Genomic DNA, 19,250 nt, shown 5'->3' on the forward strand with positions numbered 1-19,250 from the left:
TAAAATATTTTCGACTCAAGAATATCCGGGATCACGAAATTTTTTATGGATTCATAAATATATTCCCTCCAGGCTACATCTTTCAAAACTTCTCCTCAACTAGAGGCATGCTAGATGGCACGGAAACGATTTGCATCTCAGGGTATTTAAGTGCTGTCAATTTATTGCCGAAGACTGCGCCTGTATCTATATTGTATGTATTGTTTACAATACGAGCTTCTTTAACGGGGGTATGTCCGTAAACGATGACAGCATCACCTTCATATTGTTTTGCCCAGTCACGCCTGACAGGAGAACCATCCGGATGTTTTTCGCCAGTTATATCCCCATACAAAACAAAGGTTTTGACTTTATTTGAGTCTTTCCCGATTAGATCTTCCCGGATGCCTGCATGGGCAATAACAAGCTTCCCATTATCGAGGATCATATGTAAGGGGGCATTTTCATATAGCTGAATAAACTTCTCACGAATCTTCTCCTTCTTTTTTTTATCGAGGCCTTCATATTCGGCAACTGTTGTTTCAAGACCATGTGTGTGCTGCACCTTATTGCCTAGAAAAAATCGATATAGCTTATTGCAGTGATTCCCTGGAACATAGTAACCTAATCCCTTGTTTACAAGGGAAGACACTGTTTCAGCAACTTTAAGAGAGTGGGGTCCGCGATCCGTCAAGTCACCGACAAAAGCTAACTTTCTTCCATTTTTATGAATAGGAATCCCTTCAGAATTCCACTCATATCCAAGCTTTTTTGTCAGCTCCCAAAATTCTTGATAGCACCCATGTATATCTCCAATAATATCTACTTCCATCCCATACACCTACCTTAGCCATTCTTATGTAGTCCATTTTATCATTTCATTTCTACATTTGTTCTATCCAATCATTAGACTAAACCTGAATCCACCCGTGATTTAAATGCCTTTTTCAGGGGAAAGTAAATAAAAAAAATGAAATTAATTAATAGTAAGCGACAAAAAAGTGAAGATTTGCTAGTATTATGAGGTATTGAAGAAGAGAAGAAAGGAGGGAATGCAGGTGGAAGAAGTAAAAGAAGAGCATGCAGTCCATCATATGAATAAGGATTTATTAATCGATTCTTTAAAAAATGAAGATATTGAAGGATTCCGTGCAGAATTTTTAGAATTGCATCCTTATGACCAGGCTTCATTTTTTAAGGAATTGGATGAGGAGCATCGTGAGAAAATTTATCATTACCTCTCTCCTGAGGAAATGGCAACTCTATTTGAAAACCTAGAAATAGATGATGATGAATATAAAGATGTCCTTGCAGAAATGAATCCGAATTACGCTGCAGACATGATCTCAAAGATGTATGTCGATGATGCAGTTGACGTATTAAATGAGCTTGAAAAAGACCAGGTAGTCAGCTACTTAACTATTATGGATGAGGAAGCGGCACAGGAAATTAAGGATCTTCTGCATTATGAAGAGTATACAGCTGGAAGTATCATGACAACTGATTTTGTATCGATTTCAGCTAATCAAACGGTACGATCAGCGATGTATATTTTAAAGAATGAGGCTCCAAAAGCGGAAACGATTTACTATATCTATGTATTAGATGAACAAAAACGATTATTAGGTGTTATTTCTTTAAGGGACTTAATTGTAAATGATGATGACACAATGATTGCAGATATTACGAATGACCGGATTGTTTCCGTTTCGGTAGGTGATGACCAGGAAGAGGTTGCCCGAAAAATAAAGGATTATAATTTCCTAGCCCTGCCAGTTGTTGATTTTCAAAATCATTTATTAGGAATCATAACGGTTGATGATGTAATGGATGTCATGGAAGAAGAAGCATCGGATGACTACTCCAAGCTTGCTGCAGTATCTGATATGGATACAATTGACCGAAATCCAATCTCAGCTGCACGTAAGCGGCTGCCATGGCTGATTATCTTATTGTTTCTTGGAATGATGACTGCAAGCTTAATTGGGCGATTTGAGGAAACTTTAAATAAAGTAGCTATTTTAGCTGTTTTTATCCCGTTAATTGCCGGCATGGCAGGGAATACGGGAACCCAGGCACTTGCAGTTGCTGTCCGCGGGATTGCCACCGGTGATTTAGAAAAGGAAAGTAAATGGAAGTTGATTATTAGGGAAGCCGGTACCGGGTTGATAACTGGTGCCATTTGCGGTGTACTTGTAGCAATGATCATTTTTATTTGGAAAGGAAATATTTTTTTAGGTATACTAGTAGGTATTTCCATTCTATGTACATTAATTGTAGCTACTTTAGCAGGCGCTCTTATCCCACTGATTATGCATAAGTTTAAGATTGATCCAGCTGTTGCTTCAGGACCATTCATAACAACAATCAATGATTTAATCAGTATATTAATTTATTTTGGCATGGCTACATTATTCATGAGCTATCTGCTTTAGGGTGCCTGGCACCACTCATGGACAAAGTTAGGCTGTTTGTTTTTCTAGAGTGGACATTTTTATTATTTTTTCGAAAGGGGAGATTCGATGGAAGAACATGGCGCATCGGTTGCATCCTTAGTAATTGTTATTATTGTTGCATTTCTAACTCCCATTCTGCTGCATCGGCTGAAGATGAATTTTCTGCCAGTCGTTGTAGCAGAAATTTTAATGGGCTTAGTCATTGGGAAAAGTGGATTTAATCTTGTCCATCCCGATATGTGGCTTGAAACATTATCAACGCTTGGATTTATTTTTCTTATGTTCCTTAGTGGCTTAGAAATAGACTTTACCGCTTTCTCCGGGAAAAAAAAGAGAGAAAAGCTTCCGAGCGGTAAATTAGAACCAAATGCCTTTTTAGTTTCAACACTTATTTTTATAGGCATTTTTGTTGTTTCATTAGGTTTGTCCTATCTGTTTGTCCTGATGGGCTTTATTGATAATGTTTTCTTAATGACCTTAATTATTTCTACGATTTCATTAGGTGTTGTCGTTCCGACTTTAAAGGAAGCGCATTTAATGAAAACAACAATTGGCCAAATTATTTTGTTAATAGCGGTTATTGCTGATCTAGTAACGATGATCTTATTAGCCGTATTCGTTTCTTTATATGGTGGGGGAGAAGGGAATACATGGTTATTGCTGATTCTCTTTGCTGTTGGAATATTGTTGTATTTCATCGGTAGAAGGTTTAAAAATCGCAAATTTGTTGAGGTAATGGCTACTGGGACTGTGCAAATCGGAACAAGGGCTGTATTTGCACTAATTATTTTTCTTGTTGCACTTTCCGAAACAGTTGGCGCTGAAAATATTCTAGGTGCGTTCCTTGCAGGCGTACTTGTGTCTTTATTGGCACCTAACCAAGAGCTTGTCCATAAGTTGGATTCATTTGGTTATGGTTTCTTGATCCCGATATTCTTTGTGATGGTTGGTGTAGATTTAAATGTATGGTCCTTATTAAGCGATAAGAAAATGCTGATGTTAATTCCGCTTTTATTAATTGGGCTGCTAGTATCAAAAATTCTTCCAGTCTATTTATTAAAACGGTGGTATGACAAAAATACAGTGATCGCTTCTGCATTTTTATTAACGTCAACCTTATCGTTAGTCATTGCAGCTGCAACGATTGGTGAAAGGATTGGCGTGATAACCTCCGAAATGAGCGGAACATTAATTCTTGTAGCGGTCATTACGAGTATTTTTACACCAATTGTTTTTAAGAAGCTATTCCCTAAGGAGAATAATACCGAAAAGAAACTAAAGGTGACCTTTATTGGTGCAAATCAGTTAACACTGCCCGTTTATAGCGAGCTGAAAACGGGATTATATGAGCCGACTCTATATCATAAAAAACTAGAAAAGGCAGATAAAACTATATCTGATTCTTTATTTGAAATTAATGAATTAGAGGATTATTCCCTTCAATCGCTTGAAGAAACAGAAGCGGCAAATTCTGATATCGTTGTTATTTCCACAGGAGAAGAAGAAACAAATGCGACCCTCGCTATTGCTTTTAAAGAGTATGGAGTCGATCGGGTGATTTGCCGTCTTGAAAGTCCTGACTTGCAAGAAAGCTTGTGGGAACATGATATTGAAGTATTTTCAGTATTAATGTCGCAAAAAACATTGCTTAGAGCATTGATAGAATCACCAAGTGTAATGAATATTTTAACGAATCAGGAAACGGCTTTGTATGAAATTAAGCTGTTAAATAACCAGTTTGAAGGGATGTCATTAAGAGCATTCCCGTTCACTGGCGATGTTATTTTCGTACGGATATTCCGTGGGCATGACTCCATTGTTCCGCATGGGGATACAGAGCTTCAATTAAATGACCGATTAATTGTAACAGGTACGAAGGAATATGTTGATGAGCTCAAACGGGAACTGGAATTTTGCGAGTGGTGTTAAAGTTATTAGCTAGTCTGCAAGAAAAATGCAGACTAGCTTTTTTACTGCCTTTTTTCAATAAGATTCCTTTTCTTTTTATCAAATGTATAGTAAAATTAGCACTAGGTACTAATAACTTGTAATAAATCAGGAGGATTCAAAATGACACTTTCATTAAATGGAAAAACATTTGTTGTTATGGGTGTTGCCAATAAACGCAGTATTGCATGGGGAATTGCTAGATCACTGCATACAGCTGGTGCTCGTTTAATTTTCACATATGCAGGTGAAAGAATGGAAAAAGGTGTTCGAGAACTGGCGGAATCCCTTGGGGATGGGCAATCATTAGTCCTACCATGTGATGTAACAGTCGATGAAGAAATTGCTAAGTGCTTTGAGGATATTAAAGAGAAGGCTGGTACAATCCACGGAGTTGCTCACTGTATCGCATTTGCAAATAAGGAAGAACTTCAAGGCGATTACATGAATACAACTCGTGATGGCTTCTTGCTTGCTCATAATATTAGCTCTTATTCATTAACAGCTGTTGCGAAAGAAGCGAAGAAGTTGATGACTGAAGGCGGAAGTATCGTGACGTTAACGTATCTTGGCGGTGAGCGTGCGATTAAAAACTACAATGTTATGGGAGTAGCTAAAGCCTCTCTTGATGCAAGTGTGAAATATTTAGCAGCTGACTTAGGTAAAGAAGGGATTAGAGTGAATTCCATTTCGGCTGGACCTATCCGTACATTATCTGCAAAGGGTGTAAGTGATTTTAATTCAATCTTGAAAGAAATTGAAGAGCGTTCACCACTTCGCAGAACAACTACACCTGAAGAGGTAGGCGATACAGCTGTATTCCTTTTCAGTGAATTATCGCGAGGAATAACAGGAGAAAATATTCACGTTGATTCTGGTTTCCATATTGTCTAATACAATAAGCATTAAAACGACCTGCTCACATAAGTGAAGCAGGTTTTTTTAATTCCTCAAGCAACGTCATTAGTCATTTTGCATACATATAGGGTGAACACATTTGTCTTGGAGGTGGATGAAGATGACAAAAAGGAAAGAGAAGGAACCATTGTTTTACATTCAACAGCCAACTTTTCAATTTCCTACTATAAAAATGCAGGAAACGTACTCCAGCAAAAGAGCTGAATCACTTAAAACAGCTCAAATAAGCGAATCGATAGAGATGAATCAAAAACAAGAAGTAGGAGAGGAAAAGGCTTCTAACACGAAGCTTCCAAAAGCAGACCAAGAAGAAAAAATGAAAAAGACGAATCTATATCAACAGGAAAAGGTTCAGGATGCACTAGAAGAGTTTGAAACAGATCGCAGAAAAGTAGAGGAAAATACTGCTTTTTCAATGCGTACAGACCGTAAGCCTTCATTTCAAAGAGTAAAAAGCTTTAAAGAAATGAGCATGATGGAAAGGCTGCAATATTTAATGGAGTTTCCAAAGCAGCTGCCACCAGTTCCGTGTTTATTTATTACAAATGAAAATACAGTTAAGGGGTTTCTAAACAGCCATTTAAATGACTTTATAGAAATTAAACTGCTTAATGGGGAAATGAAGAAGATTTCGTTAGGTGAGCTAAAGGACATAAAAATGATTGGTTTACGAAGATGATTGATTAAAAAAGCCAGTCGTCTATTAACGACTGGCTGCATTTTGATGGAAGTTTAATCTTCGCAAATGCCAAGAAAAACGTCATCAATACATTGAACTGCGCAGAAGCAGCTTAGATCTACAGTAATACAGCTATCTGTAGCCCGGAAGTAGTCAACTTTACACACTTTTTCTAGGTCAATGCAGCAATTTTTTGTTAGGTCAACTGTTCGATCGTTATCTGGTCCCGGAATTCTATTTACCGGTTCAAGCACACGAAGCACTGCGCAGCAGTTATCAAAGATATCTTCTACGCGGAAAAAGATAGAAACACATGCACATTCGTTACCAGTGAAAAATGCATGAAACGGTGATCCGTCAGCAGTTTTTAAAACAAAAACACGAGTATCTGGATGTCTATGTTTCTTTTTTCCAGGTGAGATATGCCCTAACGGCTCTAAGAAACAGTTGGAAGGACATTCACATACATCTTCTGCATTATCTTGAATATCTTTTATTGCACGAACTACTTCGCACACACAGCTGTTGCCTTTGAAGTCGCCTTTTTTTCCACAACCCATTTTATTTCCTCCTTGTTTGATTCTTGTGATACTACACTATTAACATATTGCCGAACTACCCAATGGGTAACGGACAAACGCCTTGTTTTATGGAAAAATAGGCTTTTTTTTCGAAATAAATAAGTGCTGGAGGAATTGAATATGTCTATTTCATTAATGGAATTGCTTATATTAGCATTAGCTAGCTTCCGCCTGACAAGGCTTCTCGTCTATGATAAAATAACTGAATTTATTAGACGGCCGTTTTTTGAAGAACTAGAAGAGACAAATAAGGACGGAGAAATAGAAATATATTTGGTTCCTAAAAAAGGGAGTATCCGCGGATTCTTTGGTAATCTGCTTAGCTGTTACTGGTGTACAGGTGTGTGGGTATCTATCTTTTTATGTGTATTGTATTTATACAATACGCCTTATACATTGCCTATTCTCCTTGTATTAGCTGTTGCAGGCCTGGCAGCATTAATTGAAACAGCTGTACAGAAATGGATGGAAGAGTAGCCCGCTTATTACAAATACTAGTTTCCATAGGCATCTGTGTTACACAAGGAACGGCAATTTCTCATATTATATCTCGAATACTTATCTAATCTGAATGGTCATAGCTAAACAGGAATAAGGGGAGGCGAAAGTGTTGTTATCTAAATACGGTCAACCAGTCGAAATAAAGCCGCAGCCAGTAAAAAAGAAGAAAAAAGGGTGTGGATGCGGAAAGAAAAAAACGAGCTAAAAATCAGCCGGTACGTGCCGGCTGATTTTTTTGTAATTGGAAATAAGAGCCTATGGGAATTGATTCATAATTTCACATTCTTTCGTGGACAATAATCATAAATGAATTCTGAATGGGAAGGGTTAGTCATGAGAAAAAAATATGTGTTTATCGTTCTTTATCTTTTGCTTGTATTAGCTGGATGCAGCCAAAATGAATCAAATGATAGCGAAATGGCCCTAATCAAAAAAACGGATCCTAAACCCGTTTTAATTGATAAAAAAACAAAAGGAAACGTAGATGTAGCGGCTGACATTAAAAAGGAAATCACATCGTATAAGGAGTTATATGATGTAGCGGTTGTGAAAGGGACAGAGGATACACTTGTTGTGTATAAGGTAAAACATCTTCAACGGTTTCATATGAAGAAAATTGAGAAGAAAATAAAGGGGATGCTTGAAAAGAAATTTCCAGATGAAAAATTTACAGTATCAAGCGATTATAAGATTTTTTTAGAGGCTATTAAGTTAAAAGAAAAGATGGAAAAACCTGATTATTCTGAAGAAGAGGCAAACAAAAGATTAAAGGAAATTATTAAATTGAAAAAGGAAATGGCATAGAAGGGAGAATTGGCAATGGCGGATAAAAAAAAGAAAAATATGACACCTGCTCAACAAAAATATCAAGGCCTTCAACAAAAACATGAATTGAAACGGCCTATCTTTAAAAATTGTCTTAGAGCGTTCTGGGTGGGCGGGTTAATTTGTACAATTGGCCAAGCGGTTACATATTTTTATATTTATTTTTTTAATTTCACTGAACAAACGGCTGGCAACCCTACAGTAGCTACTATGGTATTTTTCTCCATGCTTTTAACTGGTTTTGGGGTCTATGATCATCTAGGGCAATATGCAGGTGCGGGAAGTGCTGTACCGGTTACGGGCTTTGGAAATGCCGTTATTTCAGCTGCAATTGAACATCGTACGGAAGGTTTTGTTCTTGGCGTTGGCGGGAATATGTTTAAACTTGCTGGTTCTGTTATTCTTTTTGGTGTATTTTCTGCTTTTGTCGTTGCTCTGATCAAAACTGTACTCATTCAATGGGGGGTTTTGTAATGCTGAAAGGAAAACAATCCTGGATTTTTAACAATCGCCCAGTGATCATTGCGACTGGAGTGTCAGGAGGTCCATTTGAAGCGAATGGGAAGCTTGCCAGTGATTTTGATATTCTTCATGACGATTTATGGATGGGGCAGGACTCTTATGAAAAGGCACACCGTGTGTTAATTGAGGAAGCCAGTCAGGTTGCGCTTCAAAGAGCAAACTTACAGGAGGAAGATATCCATTTCTTTATCGCGGGAGATTTAATCAACCAAATTACTCCATCGAGTATGAGTGCACGGACAAATCAAATTCCATATTTCGGTATATTTGGCGCCTGTTCGACTTCAATGGAAGGACTTGCTCTCGGTTCGTTTATGATTAACTATCAGGGCGCAAAGCATATTTTAACTGGTGCTTCTAGCCATAATGCGGCTGTTGAAAAACAATTCAGATACCCTACTGAATATGGAGGGCAAAAACCGCCAACCGCCCAGTGGACAATTACAGGTGCAGGTATGGCTATTTTAGCAGCAAATGAAGGTGCTCAAAATATGCCTGTTACAACATCAGCGACAATAGGCAAAGTCGTTGATATGGGGTTGACTGATCCGTTTAATATGGGGGGAGCAATGGCTCCAGCAGCAGCAGATACGATAATGGCTCATTTTAAGGACTTACAAATCGATCCTTCTTATTATGATCTTATTGTAACTGGGGATTTAGGGGAGATCGGCCAAAATACAACCTATGAATTATTAAAAAATGCCGGTTTAAAAATTGAAAGAAGCAAATTTCAGGATTGCGGATTACTCCTTTATAAAGAAGAGCAGCCTGTCAATGCAGGAGGGAGTGGTGCGGGATGCTCAGCTACTGTTCTTTATGGGCACTTATTGAACCAAATGAAGGAAGGAATCTATAAAAAGATACTTGTTGTGGCAACGGGTGCGCTTCTTTCTCCGTTAACTTTTCAGCAAAACGAAACCATCCCTTGCATCGCTCATGCGGTTTCTATTGAGATGGATTAAGAAGGAGGGAAAAAGATGTTTGCAATGTTCTTTTGGGCATTTGTTGTTGGTGGGCTATTCTGTGTGATCGGTCAATTATTATTTGATGTGGCAAAATTAACGCCAGGGCATACTTTAAGCTTACTTGTGGTTATTGGTGCAGTCCTAGATGGGGTCGGATTATATGAGCCGTTAATTGATTTTGCAGGTGCTGGAGCAACGATTCCGATAACAAGCTTTGGAAACTCCCTTGTCCATGGGGCGATGGCTGAGGCAGAAAAGCACGGGCTAGTCGGGGTCTTATCGGGAATGTTTGAAGTTACAAGCTCAGGTATATCTGCAGCAATTGTTTTTGGGTTTATCGGCGCACTGATTTTTAAGCCAAAGGGATAAAAATGGAATCTTAAACTGGAATAAAGAAATATATGGTTTAGGGGCTTGCCTATACACCTTTTGTTGTTTTACATATGTTGTAAAGACTTGAAAAAGTGAGGTGATAGGTATGGGCTTTGGCTTTGGAGGATGCGGCGGCTACGGCTACGGCGGCTATGGATATGGCGGTGGCTACACGGGATCTACATTTGTGCTAATTGTCGTATTGTTTATTCTTCTAATTATAGTTGGTGCAAGTTTCTATAATTAACCCGAGAGTATGGTTGGTTATTTATTAGTATGAATAACCGTTGCCACTCACACTTTTCACGCTCCTTCATACTATATAAAGTAGCCTACTATAAGGAGCGTGATCTTTACATGGATAATAACTTCTTTAAAAACCTGGAAAAGAAAACAGGCGTTAATATGAATGATGTATTTGAATTAGCCAATTCATTGCAAAATGCTAATTTTAAAGATGAAAAAACAGTTAGAGGCGTAATAAGAAGAGTTTCACAAATTGCAAACAAACCAGTCTCTAAAGAAACAGAAGATAAGATTGTAAAATCGATTGTTACTGATGGAAAACAGCTTGATTTTGGTACAATTTCAAAAATGATTAATAATAAGTAAAGGGATGGGCCTGGAAAATGTACCAGGTCCATTCTTATTTTTATTTTTTCTCTCTGGTAACCGGTGACAAGAATCTAGAAGGGTAGGCCTTCTTACCGCGTCTTTTTTCTGGTACTGAAATATATAAGTGCTCCATTGCCCGTGTAATGGCAACATACATCAGTCGTCTTTCTTCCTCAATCGGGGAAAAATCTCCATTTCTATAGGCTTCAAGTGCATGGTCATGCGGAAGGCTGCCATCCACAGCACCTATAATATAAACGACCTTATATTCTAGCCCTTTGGCACGATGAATGGTACTTAATGTAATCGCGTTATGATATTTTCTGCTGAGTTCCTTTATTTCTTTGCTCATTGCCTTCATATGATTTGTATGTTCTAAAAATTCATGAATGGAAGTAAAGCTTTTTGCCGCTACCTTTAAATCCTTAAGATCATCTGAGCCCTTTTCCATTTTATTTCCTTCATTGCCGCGCTTTTTAATGAAGTCTTGAAATCCTAGTTCTTTTTCAATTGTTTCAATTGCCATAAGAGGAGAAAGGCGCGTAATGGAGCGAATAACAGGGATTACTTTTTTTAATTTATTTTCTTGAAAAGCAAAACCTGTCTTTACCTGTTTTAAGCATTCTAGAAGAGAGCAGTCATTTAAAATGCTTTCTGCCATCATGTCCTTAATAACCGTTTGTTTGATAAAAAGAGCAGGAAGAATATTTTGTATTGCTCCTTTATCATCTTCATTTAAAGCTAATTGCAAAAAGGAAAGCATGCTTCTCACAATGAACCGGTCATAAAAGGATTCAGCGTCTTGATCAATTCTGAACGGAAGGCTAGAATTCGCAAGCCGTTCAAAAATAGCACGGCTTTCTGTATTGGTCCGAAACAGGATAGCGAAGTCTCTAGGTTCGAAGCCTTTTTCAATTTTCTCCTGAATATCAGTGACTATAGATGTGGCTTCTTCCTCCTCATCATAAGGATAAAACAGGCAAGGGAATTTTTCTGAAGAATATTGAGCTTTCATTTTTTTTGCTCGTCTTTTTTTGTTTTTTAAAATCACTTGATTCGCCGTTGAAACAATTTCATGGGTGGAGCGATAATTTTGTTTTAAAGAAATAACTTCTGCCCCAGGAAAATCTTTTTCAAAATCTAGCAGGTAATCAGGGTCACTGCCGCGAAATGCATAGATAGATTGGTCATCATCTCCTACAGCACAAACATTTTTAGACTTTGCTGAAAGCATTTTTATTAATTCATACTGTACCTTGTTAATATCTTGAAACTCGTCAATTAAGAAGTATTGAAAACGATTTTGGTAGTTTTCGAGAATAGTAGGGTTTTGGAGAAAGAGATCAAAACATCCTGTCAGCATGTCATCGAAATCGAAAAGACCTTCTTTTCTTTTCGCTTGTTCGTACTTGTTATACAGATTTGCAGTACTTTCCTCCCATGACGATGCTGGTTTAACTTTTTCAGGTGAAATAAGTGTATTCTTCCACAGTCCTATTTGTTGAAGAGCAAGATCATAGGCAAATTCTTTTTCATCTAAGTTTAATTCCCTCCCAGCTTGCTTAATCATTTGCTCACGCTGCCAGCCTTTGCTTAATAATTTTTTAGATGACCATTTCTCAGGGGCATGAAAGGATAAGATCCGGAAAAAAATACTATGAAAGGTGCCAGAAACAATTTGCCGGATTTCCTGGCTTCCCATCTTGGGGTAGCGGGAAAGTCTTTCTTTCATTTCGGCAGCAGCTTTTGCAGTAAAAGTAACTAGCATAATGGATGAAGGATTAATTCCTTTTTCTTGAATCATGAAAGCTGTACGTGTTGTTAAGACCCTTGTTTTTCCGCTGCCTGCACCTGCTAATACGAGAAGCGGGCCATCTGTTCGTGATACTGCATCCGCTTGCTCACTATCAAGAATGACTCCAGACTGGGTTAAAGTATGTAAATAATTATAGGGGTACTCCTTATTGGTCATACTGTCTGGAATAAAGGGAGGTATATTCTTCACTGTTTGAGCTTTTTTAATTTTATGTTCTGGCTCGTGAACGGATGTAATGCTACGTGATACAGGTATTCTAAATCCATTCCGCTCTTCATACTCTCCTTTTTCTTGAGATAAAGAGGGGGAAACACTTGGATCTTCACACGAATGGTTATGCTCAGGAATATGATAGAAATGAGGCTCCAGATTTATTCCTATATAAAATCGAACTTTTTCCTTACAAACTGGGCATTGAAGATTTCCTTTTTTCCCATTGTCATACAGGGACTGAAAGATTTCTCTGCTCACTCTATTAAGATTTATTATTTTATTATGCAGCATGGCTGTTTTCATTTTATTTCCTCTTTTTCAACCTTTTTCAGTAAAACAAAGACAATCCCTATCATAACAAAATTAAACTAATTCGTAAAAGGGAACATAAAATCAACTATTGGTTCGTATATCTATATAACGGGAGGGATGATTAATGGGGTATATCGCACCTGTTACAAATTATCAATATAGCCAGTATGCAGAGAGAGTAGTGAATAAAGGGTATAATCCTTATCGATTTGTACCTATCAATAGAATTAAACCCTTAACTAATCCTCGAGAATATAATCAGCCGACACTAGAAGGTCAGACATTAGCAATAAAAAAATCAAAAAGCGTTCAAGAAAAATTGGATAATAGAAGCTCGGATAGAAAAGCTAGAATAGAAAAGCTGCAAAGTCTATTAACTGGAAAGGGTATTTTTTATAATGAGTCCGTTTAAATCTCGTTTCTTGAATGAAAAAACTTCTGTCCATTGGACAGAAGTTTTTTATATTTGTTTAATCATTGTACGATGTGGGATTCCCGCATCTAAAAATTCCTCAGAGATAATTTCATAACCGAGTTTGCTATAAAAGGGAATCGCCTGTGTTTGAGCATTTAGCTTTAGTTTTTTAAATCCTTCTTTTTTTCCGTATTCTTCGATTTTATCCATGATGGCTTTTCCCGAGCCGGATTTGCGATGATGTTCCAAAACACAAATTCTTTCAACTTTTCCGATGCCATCAACGGAACGGAATCTGCCAGCACCGATGGGCAAGTTCTTATCGTATAGAAGGAAATGAACGGCCTCCTCTTCAAATTGATCAATCTCTTCCTCTAAAGGTACATGCTGCTCGTCAACAAAGACCTTTTTACGAATAGAAAAAGCATCTTGCAGTTGATTGTCATTTGATACAATTTTTACTTCCATCATTCTTTATTCCTTTCCAAGTCGAAATGTTTCATATACTGTCCATGAGCCATTTTCAAGCTGATATAATAGATGGAAACGATCGACTGTTTCCTCATAATTAAATTGGTTCATTCGTAATGAGCCATATACGTCTGAATGCTCGTCATTGGATAATTGCTGCCCAATTGTAATGTGTGGCACAAAAGCATATTCTGGCGTATCAGCAGAAATTTTATCATTAATTGTTTTCTGAAGTTCTTCTAGCATTTTTGAAGCTTCAATTTTATAATAAATGACATTATTCACTGGTTTAAATGAACTGAATTTTATAGTTTTAATTTGAAAAGGCTCAAATTTTTTTGATATTTCATCTAAAATCATCGTAAACTGTTCAATTTGATCTTCGGAAGCGTGAAAACTTGGTTTGAGCGTTAAATGCGGAGGGATTAATGAGTAATTTGGATCGTATCGTTTTCGATACGAGTTGGCTTCATCCTGCAGTTTTTTTGAAGGGAAAATAACGATACCTAACTTCATAACATAACCTCCATAAATAGATTTAATAAACTTCATATTTGCAAGCTATCGCAATCAATAAGAAAAGATTGTATACGCCCATTATAACAAATTTTCCAAATATAAAGTATAGGAATGCTTAATTTTCAAGAAAGGAATGAAGGATCATATGAAAAAGTTTAGAAAAAGAGCGAAGCCCGCCTTAATGCGAGGCTTCGCTCTTTCCTCAATAAATAGCCAAAAATGCTCGTTTAAAATTATATTAAGAAAACATTTTCTTTAATGCGCGTTTTAAATCAGGCTGCCAATATGTCCATGTATGGTCCCCGTCAAATTCATCGTAGAAATAGGGGAAGCCTTTTTCACTAAACAGTTTCGATAGCTCTCTATTTGGAGTAAGGAAATCCTTTTCTTCCTTTTTAGTCGTTTGCACCGCTGTTTCTTGTTTCCCAATGACATGATAAATACTTGTTAAATGTGGCTGTGCTGCTTCTTTAACAGCATTTAAGACATTTTCATCAACCATTGGTGATTGAAGCATAACTTTCCCAAAGGTATGCGGATATTCTAAAGCTGCCATTAATGAAACAGTTGCAGCAAGTGAATCACCAATTAAAGCACGTCCCATTCCCATTTGATAAGTAGGGAATTCCTGATCAATATATGGCACTAGCTCATGCGCCAAGAAACGGATAAATGCTTTGTTCTGTTCTCCATTTGGATGATACTTTTTCCAGCGATCCTCTACATTTTTGTACGGGATGCCAACAACAATAATGTTTTCAATTTCTCTGTTTTTTAATAATTCATCAGCAGTCCTGCCAATTCTTCCTAGTTGAAAGTAATCCTTGCCATCAGGTGCAATAATAATTGAATACTTATATAAAGGAGTAAAGGTAGCTGGCAAGTAAATGAGAAGCTCAACGTCTTCCCCCAGCTCTTTACTAGAAAATGTTACATCTCTGATTGATCCTTTTGAATTTTCCATTGATGATTCCTCCATTTGATGATATGTAAAGCTTTGCATGATATTTTAACATAATATAAGTGGAAATGCTTTTTTTAGAGTCTAAAAATAAGTGATATTTACAAAAAGTGACCAGAAAGAAACAGGTCTGTTATAATATGGATGATTTTTCGAAAATCATGCTTATGAAATCAAAATTCTCCTATTCAAACTTTTTGCATAAATCTTGCATATTTTTGAGTCTTAAAGCATGAATGGAAGGAATAACTCAGACTTTTTCATTAAATTGATTAATGGATAAAATGAGTATTTATTGACAATTATGATAATATTTATGTTAATATATAGACTGAGAATCTGTAAAACTATCAAAGGGGGCATATGTATGAAGAAGAAAAGTTTTCTTCTCGTAACCGTTTTACTGTTAGCGCTTTCTATGTTTCTTGCAGCATGTGGCGGCGGTTCTGACGAGGGATCTGAAAAGAAAGACAATGGAGATTCTGGAGATAAGGGTGGAGAGAAGCCAAAATTCATGAGCCTAGTTACCGGCGGTACTGGTGGTACATATTATCCGTTAGGTGGTGCATTTGCTGAGATTATTTCAGATGCTACTGGCATCCAAACAAATGCTGAAGTATCTGGCGCCTCTGCGGAGAACATGAATGCTCTAAAAGATGGAGCTGCAGAAATTGCTTTCTCTCAAACTGATATTGCATCATATGCGAAGGATGGTAAATTAATGTTCGAAGGCGCTGCGGTTGACAATGTAAGCGCAATCGGAACACTTTACCCTGAAACGATCCAAATTGTCACAACAGCAAAATCAGGCATTAAATCTGTTGAGGATTTAAAAGGCAAAAAGGTTTCTGTCGGAGCACCTGGTTCTGGTACAAATCCAAATGCTGAGCAAATCCTTGAAATTCATGGCATGACATTTGATGATATCCAAAAGCAGGATCTTTCTTTTGATGAATCTACTGCTGGTATTCAAGACGGTACAATTGATGCAGCATTCGTAACAGCTGGAACACCTACAGGTGCAGTTGAAGGACTTTCTGCAACAGAAGATATCGTTATTGTGCCAATCGCACAAGACAAAATCGATGCGTTAATTGAGAAATATCCATACTACATTCAAGATGAAGTACCTGCGGGCACATATAAATTAAAAGATGCAGTGTCAACAGTTGCGGTTCAGGCGATGCTTGTAGTATCAAACGATTTGTCAGAAGATGTTGTTTATGATGTAACGAAGGCTATATTTGAAAATCTTGATAAAGTTACACATGCTAAAGGAAAACTAATCAGTGCAGAAAATGCAGTAAAAGGTGTTGGAATTGAGATTCACCCAGGCGCACAGAAATATTATGATGAAAAAGGCATAAAAGCTGAGTAGTCTGCTAGAATACAATTCAAAGAAATGAAGATTTGACCGGCTGTAAAACCTACGATAGGTTTTTACACCGGTCAAGTTATCTTTTAGGACCTTTTGCGAAATAGTAAAGCAGTAACTTATCCCTTATTGATTAGGTGGGGTTAAAATGAAAATTGAAAAACCAGGCATTAAATTACTAGTCCTGGTTCCTCTAATTATCGTAACCATCGCAATAATCATTTTCATTCCCATGAAGGAAGCATTGGTTTTTCAGTATCAAAACACTGGTAAAATGCTTGCCTATATCCCATTTTCTAAAGAAGATCATTTTAAGATAAAATATACTCATTCTATCCATCTTTCCGATGTTGTTGAAAGTTATGTCATTACCGAGGATGAGGAAATTAAGCAGTATGAACTTATGTACGAAGATTTTGCGATAGGTATGCCTGAAAATGCCTCTGATGGAGAAATTTTTGAGCAAAAGAATGGCAAATACTATATTAAAAATATGAACCGCATTTTTCCTTATTTTGACCTTCGAACGGGCAAAGTACGGGCGAATCATACGGTTTTATTTAGAGAAAAAGAATACCCGCTTTCCCATTTCATCGAACCTGGTACGTGGGTAAGAATAAAAGCTGAAAAAATTAATCTAATACAGCAATTGAGAGGAGTGAACATCCTTGAGCAATCATGAGGAAACATTATCATTAGAAGAACAGCAGAAGATATTAGAAAAATATGATCCTGAGGCTGGAACAAGAAAGCTAAAAGGCATTTTAGGGTGGATTGTTTTTATTGGTCTACTTTCGTTCTCATTGTTCCATTTATATACAGGTGTATTCGGGATGTTAACGGCACAGCTTCAGCGTTCAGTTCATTTAGGATTTGCGCTGGCACTTATTTTCTTATTATTTCCTGCAAGAAAAAAAGATAAAGGGAAGAAGCATAAAGTTGCCTGGTATGATGTTATTCTTGCTATCTTAAGTGTAGCAGTCGGTGCGTATTGGCCATTGTTTATTGATGAAATTGTTATGAGAGCGGGACGTTTAACAGAGATTGACTTCTATGTCGGTCTATTAGCGGTCCTGCTTGTTCTTGAAGCTACTCGCCGTGCGGTTGGACTGCCAATTACAATTATAGCCATTGTATTTTTGGGCTATGCCATTTTCGGTCCATACATGCCCGGTTTCCTTGCACATCGCGGATTAGATCTTGAGAGACTCATCCAAACCATGTTCTTTACAACAGAGGGGATATTAGGTACTCCATTAGGTGTATCTGCAACCTTCATCTTTCTGTTTTTGCTGTTTGGATCATTCTTGGTCAAAACAGGTGTAGGTCAATACTTTAATGACTTAGCTGTAACGATTGCAGGGAAAAGAATAGGTGGCCCAGCTAAGGTTGCTATCTTCTCAAGTGCACTGCAAGGTACGATCAGCGGAAGTTCTGTTGCAAATGTTGTTACCTCTGGGTCGTTTACGATTCCAATGATGAAAAAGCTCGGCTATAAAAAGGAATTTGCTGGTGCTGTAGAAGCAACGGCATCCACTGGTGGTCAAATTATGCCTCCAATCATGGGTGCAGCAGCATTTCTGATGGTTGAATTTATTGGCGGGGGCATAACATATTGGGAAATAGCTAAAGCAGCAGCCATACCTGCACTTTTATATTTTACGGGTGTATGGATTATGACGCATTTTGAAGCGAAGCGTTTAGGGCTTAGAGGGTTAAAAGAGGAAGAGCTGCCGAACCGTAAGGAAGTATTAAAGAAAATTTATCTGCTTCTGCCGATTCTTGCGGTTATCGTCTTATTAATGAGCGGGATGAGTGTCATCAGAGCAGCTTTATGGTCCATTGTTGTGACGATTGTAGTAAGTGCAATTCGAAAAGATACACGCATTAATTTTAAGGATTTCATTGATGCACTTGTTGATGGTGCACGAACTGCACTAGGTGTAGCAGCTGCAACAGCAGCAGCTGGTATTATTGTTGGGGTTGTTGTTAAAACGGGTCTGGGGTTAAAGATGGCAAATGGTCTACTTGACTTTTCTGGAGGATACTTGATACCAACATTGATGCTAACAATGGTTGCAGCAATTATCCTTGGGATGGGCTCGCCAACAACAGCTAACTATGTTATTACTTCAACAATTGCAGCACCTGCAATTATTTTACTGGGGGTACCTGATTTATCTGCCCATTTATTTGTATTCTACTTTGGGATAATTGCTGATATCACACCACCGGTAGCACTTGCGGCATTTGCTGCAGCTGGCGTTTCGGGTGGGGATCCTATCAAAACAGGGGTAAATGCATCCAAATTGGCTATTGGGGCATTTATCATTCCATATATGTTTGTACTCTCTCCTGAACTATTAATGATTGATACAACTTGGTATTATTTAATTTGGGTAGTATTTACAGCTATAGCCGGAATGATGGCAATTGGAGCTGGAGTCATCGGCTTCTGGATGCGCAAGCTACATTGGTTCGAGAGAATTCTGGGCATAGTTGGCGGATTATTACTTATTTATCCTGAAGGATTATCCGATATCATTGGCTTAGTTATTTTCATTGGATTAATCGTTCTGCAATATATTTTTAAGAGTAAGGATACGGTGAAGCCACAAACTGCCTAATAGTATAGGAGGCTCCTATAATGGGAGTCTTCTTTTATTCTAATTATTATTGACTTTTTTTTTTATTTTTATATAATTAAATTTGTATCTAATAAAACGATCTGATAGTTCAGCGGGAGAACACTACCTTGACAGGGTAGGGGTCGGGGGTTCAAATCCCTCTCAGATCATTCCTTAA

The 19,250-nt window shown here is 37.6% G+C and carries 21 protein-coding genes and 1 tRNA gene; 16 read left to right on the forward strand and 6 right to left on the reverse strand.

Going from position 1 to position 19,250, the window contains the following annotated elements; genetic code table 11:
* Positions 1-82: 82 nt before the first annotated feature.
* On the reverse strand, positions 83-811 hold the full coding sequence (prpE, locus tag RUH74_RS22405; RefSeq protein ID WP_313804518.1) for a bis(5'-nucleosyl)-tetraphosphatase PrpE: 729 nt from the start codon (positions 809-811) through the stop codon (positions 83-85).
* Positions 812-1,073: 262 nt separating this feature from the next.
* On the opposite strand from prpE, the gene mgtE reads away from it, so the two are divergent.
* The 4 genes from mgtE to RUH74_RS22425 all read left to right on the forward strand — a co-directional run bounded on the left by mgtE (position 1,074) and on the right by RUH74_RS22425 (position 5,979).
* Positions 1,074-2,414: a magnesium transporter gene (mgtE, locus tag RUH74_RS22410; RefSeq protein WP_396230150.1), complete on the forward strand. Its 1,341-nt coding sequence runs from the start codon at positions 1,074-1,076 to the stop codon at positions 2,412-2,414.
* A gap of 87 nt (positions 2,415-2,501) precedes the next feature.
* On the forward strand, positions 2,502-4,364 hold the full coding sequence (locus RUH74_RS22415; protein ID WP_313804524.1) for a cation:proton antiporter domain-containing protein: 1,863 nt from the start codon (positions 2,502-2,504) through the stop codon (positions 4,362-4,364).
* A gap of 141 nt (positions 4,365-4,505) precedes the next feature.
* Complete coding sequence (fabI, locus tag RUH74_RS22420; protein WP_313804527.1) at positions 4,506-5,276, forward strand: enoyl-ACP reductase FabI; 771 nt, start codon at positions 4,506-4,508, stop codon at positions 5,274-5,276.
* Between the two features lie 124 nt (positions 5,277-5,400).
* Complete coding sequence (locus RUH74_RS22425; RefSeq protein WP_313804530.1) at positions 5,401-5,979, forward strand: CotO family spore coat protein; 579 nt, start codon at positions 5,401-5,403, stop codon at positions 5,977-5,979.
* A 53-nt stretch (positions 5,980-6,032) separates the two neighbouring features.
* Here the strand turns inward: RUH74_RS22425 and RUH74_RS22430 are convergent, their stop codons facing one another.
* A complete protein-coding gene (locus tag RUH74_RS22430) occupies positions 6,033-6,539 on the reverse strand; it encodes a CotY/CotZ family spore coat protein (protein ID WP_313804532.1) in 507 nt (168 codons plus the stop codon).
* Positions 6,540-6,680: 141 nt separating this feature from the next.
* On the opposite strand from RUH74_RS22430, the gene RUH74_RS22435 reads away from it, so the two are divergent.
* The 7 genes from RUH74_RS22435 to spoVIF all read left to right on the forward strand — a co-directional run bounded on the left by RUH74_RS22435 (position 6,681) and on the right by spoVIF (position 10,360).
* Positions 6,681-7,037 carry a DUF1360 domain-containing protein gene (locus tag RUH74_RS22435; RefSeq protein ID WP_313804534.1) on the forward strand — a complete coding sequence of 119 codons (357 nt, stop codon included), beginning with the start codon at positions 6,681-6,683 and terminating at the stop codon, positions 7,035-7,037.
* Between the two features lie 357 nt (positions 7,038-7,394).
* Entirely contained in the window at positions 7,395-7,865 is a 471-nt protein-coding gene (locus tag RUH74_RS22440) for a sporulation protein (RefSeq protein ID WP_313804536.1), read from the forward strand.
* A 15-nt stretch (positions 7,866-7,880) separates the two neighbouring features.
* Complete coding sequence (gene spoVAC, locus RUH74_RS22445) at positions 7,881-8,360, forward strand: stage V sporulation protein AC (RefSeq protein ID WP_313804539.1); 480 nt, start codon at positions 7,881-7,883, stop codon at positions 8,358-8,360.
* Complete coding sequence (spoVAD, locus tag RUH74_RS22450) at positions 8,360-9,373, forward strand: stage V sporulation protein AD (RefSeq protein ID WP_313804542.1); 1,014 nt, start codon at positions 8,360-8,362, stop codon at positions 9,371-9,373. Before spoVAC ends, spoVAD begins: the two co-directional genes overlap by 1 nt.
* A gap of 15 nt (positions 9,374-9,388) precedes the next feature.
* The gene (gene spoVAE / locus RUH74_RS22455; protein WP_313804544.1) at positions 9,389-9,745 is read left to right on the forward strand and encodes a stage V sporulation protein AE; all 357 of its coding nucleotides are present in this window, start codon (positions 9,389-9,391) and stop codon (positions 9,743-9,745) included.
* A gap of 109 nt (positions 9,746-9,854) precedes the next feature.
* The gene (locus tag RUH74_RS22460; RefSeq protein WP_313804547.1) at positions 9,855-9,995 is read left to right on the forward strand and encodes a YjcZ family sporulation protein; all 141 of its coding nucleotides are present in this window, start codon (positions 9,855-9,857) and stop codon (positions 9,993-9,995) included.
* 110 nt (positions 9,996-10,105) lie between these two features.
* Positions 10,106-10,360 carry a sporulation-specific transcription regulator SpoVIF gene (gene spoVIF / locus RUH74_RS22465; protein WP_313804550.1) on the forward strand — a complete coding sequence of 85 codons (255 nt, stop codon included), beginning with the start codon at positions 10,106-10,108 and terminating at the stop codon, positions 10,358-10,360.
* 40 nt (positions 10,361-10,400) lie between these two features.
* Here the strand turns inward: spoVIF and RUH74_RS22470 are convergent, their stop codons facing one another.
* Positions 10,401-12,695 carry a UvrD-helicase domain-containing protein gene (locus RUH74_RS22470; protein WP_313804553.1) on the reverse strand — a complete coding sequence of 765 codons (2,295 nt, stop codon included), beginning with the start codon at positions 12,693-12,695 and terminating at the stop codon, positions 10,401-10,403.
* A gap of 133 nt (positions 12,696-12,828) precedes the next feature.
* On the opposite strand from RUH74_RS22470, the gene RUH74_RS22475 reads away from it, so the two are divergent.
* Entirely contained in the window at positions 12,829-13,116 is a 288-nt protein-coding gene (locus tag RUH74_RS22475) for a hypothetical protein (RefSeq protein ID WP_313804556.1), read from the forward strand.
* Between the two features lie 48 nt (positions 13,117-13,164).
* Here RUH74_RS22475 and RUH74_RS22480 read toward each other — a convergent pair whose 3' ends face one another.
* The 3 genes from RUH74_RS22480 to RUH74_RS22490 form a co-directional block, all read right to left on the reverse strand.
* A complete protein-coding gene (locus RUH74_RS22480) occupies positions 13,165-13,587 on the reverse strand; it encodes a GNAT family N-acetyltransferase (protein WP_313804571.1) in 423 nt (140 codons plus the stop codon).
* Between the two features lie 6 nt (positions 13,588-13,593).
* Complete coding sequence (locus RUH74_RS22485) at positions 13,594-14,106, reverse strand: YjcG family protein (RefSeq protein WP_313804558.1); 513 nt, start codon at positions 14,104-14,106, stop codon at positions 13,594-13,596.
* Positions 14,107-14,347: 241 nt separating this feature from the next.
* The gene (locus RUH74_RS22490) at positions 14,348-15,073 is read right to left on the reverse strand and encodes an alpha/beta hydrolase (RefSeq protein ID WP_313804560.1); all 726 of its coding nucleotides are present in this window, start codon (positions 15,071-15,073) and stop codon (positions 14,348-14,350) included.
* Between the two features lie 364 nt (positions 15,074-15,437).
* Here RUH74_RS22490 and RUH74_RS22495 point away from each other — a divergent pair, with 364 nt between their 5' ends.
* From RUH74_RS22495 to RUH74_RS22510, 4 genes are all read left to right on the forward strand, one after another.
* Complete coding sequence (locus tag RUH74_RS22495; protein WP_313804562.1) at positions 15,438-16,448, forward strand: TAXI family TRAP transporter solute-binding subunit; 1,011 nt, start codon at positions 15,438-15,440, stop codon at positions 16,446-16,448.
* Between the two features lie 145 nt (positions 16,449-16,593).
* Entirely contained in the window at positions 16,594-17,127 is a 534-nt protein-coding gene (locus tag RUH74_RS22500; RefSeq protein WP_313804565.1) for a DUF1850 domain-containing protein, read from the forward strand.
* A complete protein-coding gene (locus RUH74_RS22505; RefSeq protein ID WP_313804568.1) occupies positions 17,114-19,072 on the forward strand; it encodes a TRAP transporter permease in 1,959 nt (652 codons plus the stop codon). The genes RUH74_RS22500 and RUH74_RS22505 overlap by 14 nt, the downstream gene beginning before the upstream one ends.
* Positions 19,073-19,170: 98 nt before the next feature.
* Positions 19,171-19,242, forward strand: a tRNA-Val gene (locus RUH74_RS22510).
* Positions 19,243-19,250 lie beyond the last annotated feature (8 nt).

The organism is Cytobacillus sp. (genome assembly GCF_032154635.1).
Lineage (GTDB): Bacteria > Bacillota > Bacilli > Bacillales > Cytobacillaceae > Cytobacillus.

Coding starts and splice junctions, on each gene's coding strand:
- RUH74_RS22490 (WP_313804560.1), bottom strand. CDS start 15,073: ATGGAAAATTCAAAAGGATCAATCAGAGATGTAACATTTTCTAGTAAA.
- spoVIF (WP_313804550.1), top strand. CDS start 10,106: ATGGATAATAACTTCTTTAAAAACCTGGAAAAGAAAACAGGCGTTAAT.
- RUH74_RS22485 (WP_313804558.1), bottom strand. CDS start 14,106: ATGAAGTTAGGTATCGTTATTTTCCCTTCAAAAAAACTGCAGGATGAA.
- RUH74_RS22440 (WP_313804536.1), top strand. CDS start 7,395: ATGAGAAAAAAATATGTGTTTATCGTTCTTTATCTTTTGCTTGTATTA.
- RUH74_RS22495 (WP_313804562.1), top strand. CDS start 15,438: ATGAAGAAGAAAAGTTTTCTTCTCGTAACCGTTTTACTGTTAGCGCTT.
- RUH74_RS22470 (WP_313804553.1), bottom strand. CDS start 12,695: ATGAAAACAGCCATGCTGCATAATAAAATAATAAATCTTAATAGAGTG.
- RUH74_RS22415 (WP_313804524.1), top strand. CDS start 2,502: ATGGAAGAACATGGCGCATCGGTTGCATCCTTAGTAATTGTTATTATT.
- RUH74_RS22460 (WP_313804547.1), top strand. CDS start 9,855: ATGGGCTTTGGCTTTGGAGGATGCGGCGGCTACGGCTACGGCGGCTAT.
- RUH74_RS22425 (WP_313804530.1), top strand. CDS start 5,401: ATGACAAAAAGGAAAGAGAAGGAACCATTGTTTTACATTCAACAGCCA.
- RUH74_RS22475 (WP_313804556.1), top strand. CDS start 12,829: ATGGGGTATATCGCACCTGTTACAAATTATCAATATAGCCAGTATGCA.
- spoVAC (WP_313804539.1), top strand. CDS start 7,881: ATGGCGGATAAAAAAAAGAAAAATATGACACCTGCTCAACAAAAATAT.
- spoVAE (WP_313804544.1), top strand. CDS start 9,389: ATGTTTGCAATGTTCTTTTGGGCATTTGTTGTTGGTGGGCTATTCTGT.
- prpE (WP_313804518.1), bottom strand. CDS start 811: ATGGAAGTAGATATTATTGGAGATATACATGGGTGCTATCAAGAATTT.
- RUH74_RS22480 (WP_313804571.1), bottom strand. CDS start 13,587: ATGGAAGTAAAAATTGTATCAAATGACAATCAACTGCAAGATGCTTTT.
- RUH74_RS22430 (WP_313804532.1), bottom strand. CDS start 6,539: ATGGGTTGTGGAAAAAAAGGCGACTTCAAAGGCAACAGCTGTGTGTGC.
- spoVAD (WP_313804542.1), top strand. CDS start 8,360: ATGCTGAAAGGAAAACAATCCTGGATTTTTAACAATCGCCCAGTGATC.
- fabI (WP_313804527.1), top strand. CDS start 4,506: ATGACACTTTCATTAAATGGAAAAACATTTGTTGTTATGGGTGTTGCC.
- mgtE (WP_396230150.1), top strand. CDS start 1,074: ATGAATAAGGATTTATTAATCGATTCTTTAAAAAATGAAGATATTGAA.
- RUH74_RS22500 (WP_313804565.1), top strand. CDS start 16,594: ATGAAAATTGAAAAACCAGGCATTAAATTACTAGTCCTGGTTCCTCTA.
- RUH74_RS22435 (WP_313804534.1), top strand. CDS start 6,681: ATGTCTATTTCATTAATGGAATTGCTTATATTAGCATTAGCTAGCTTC.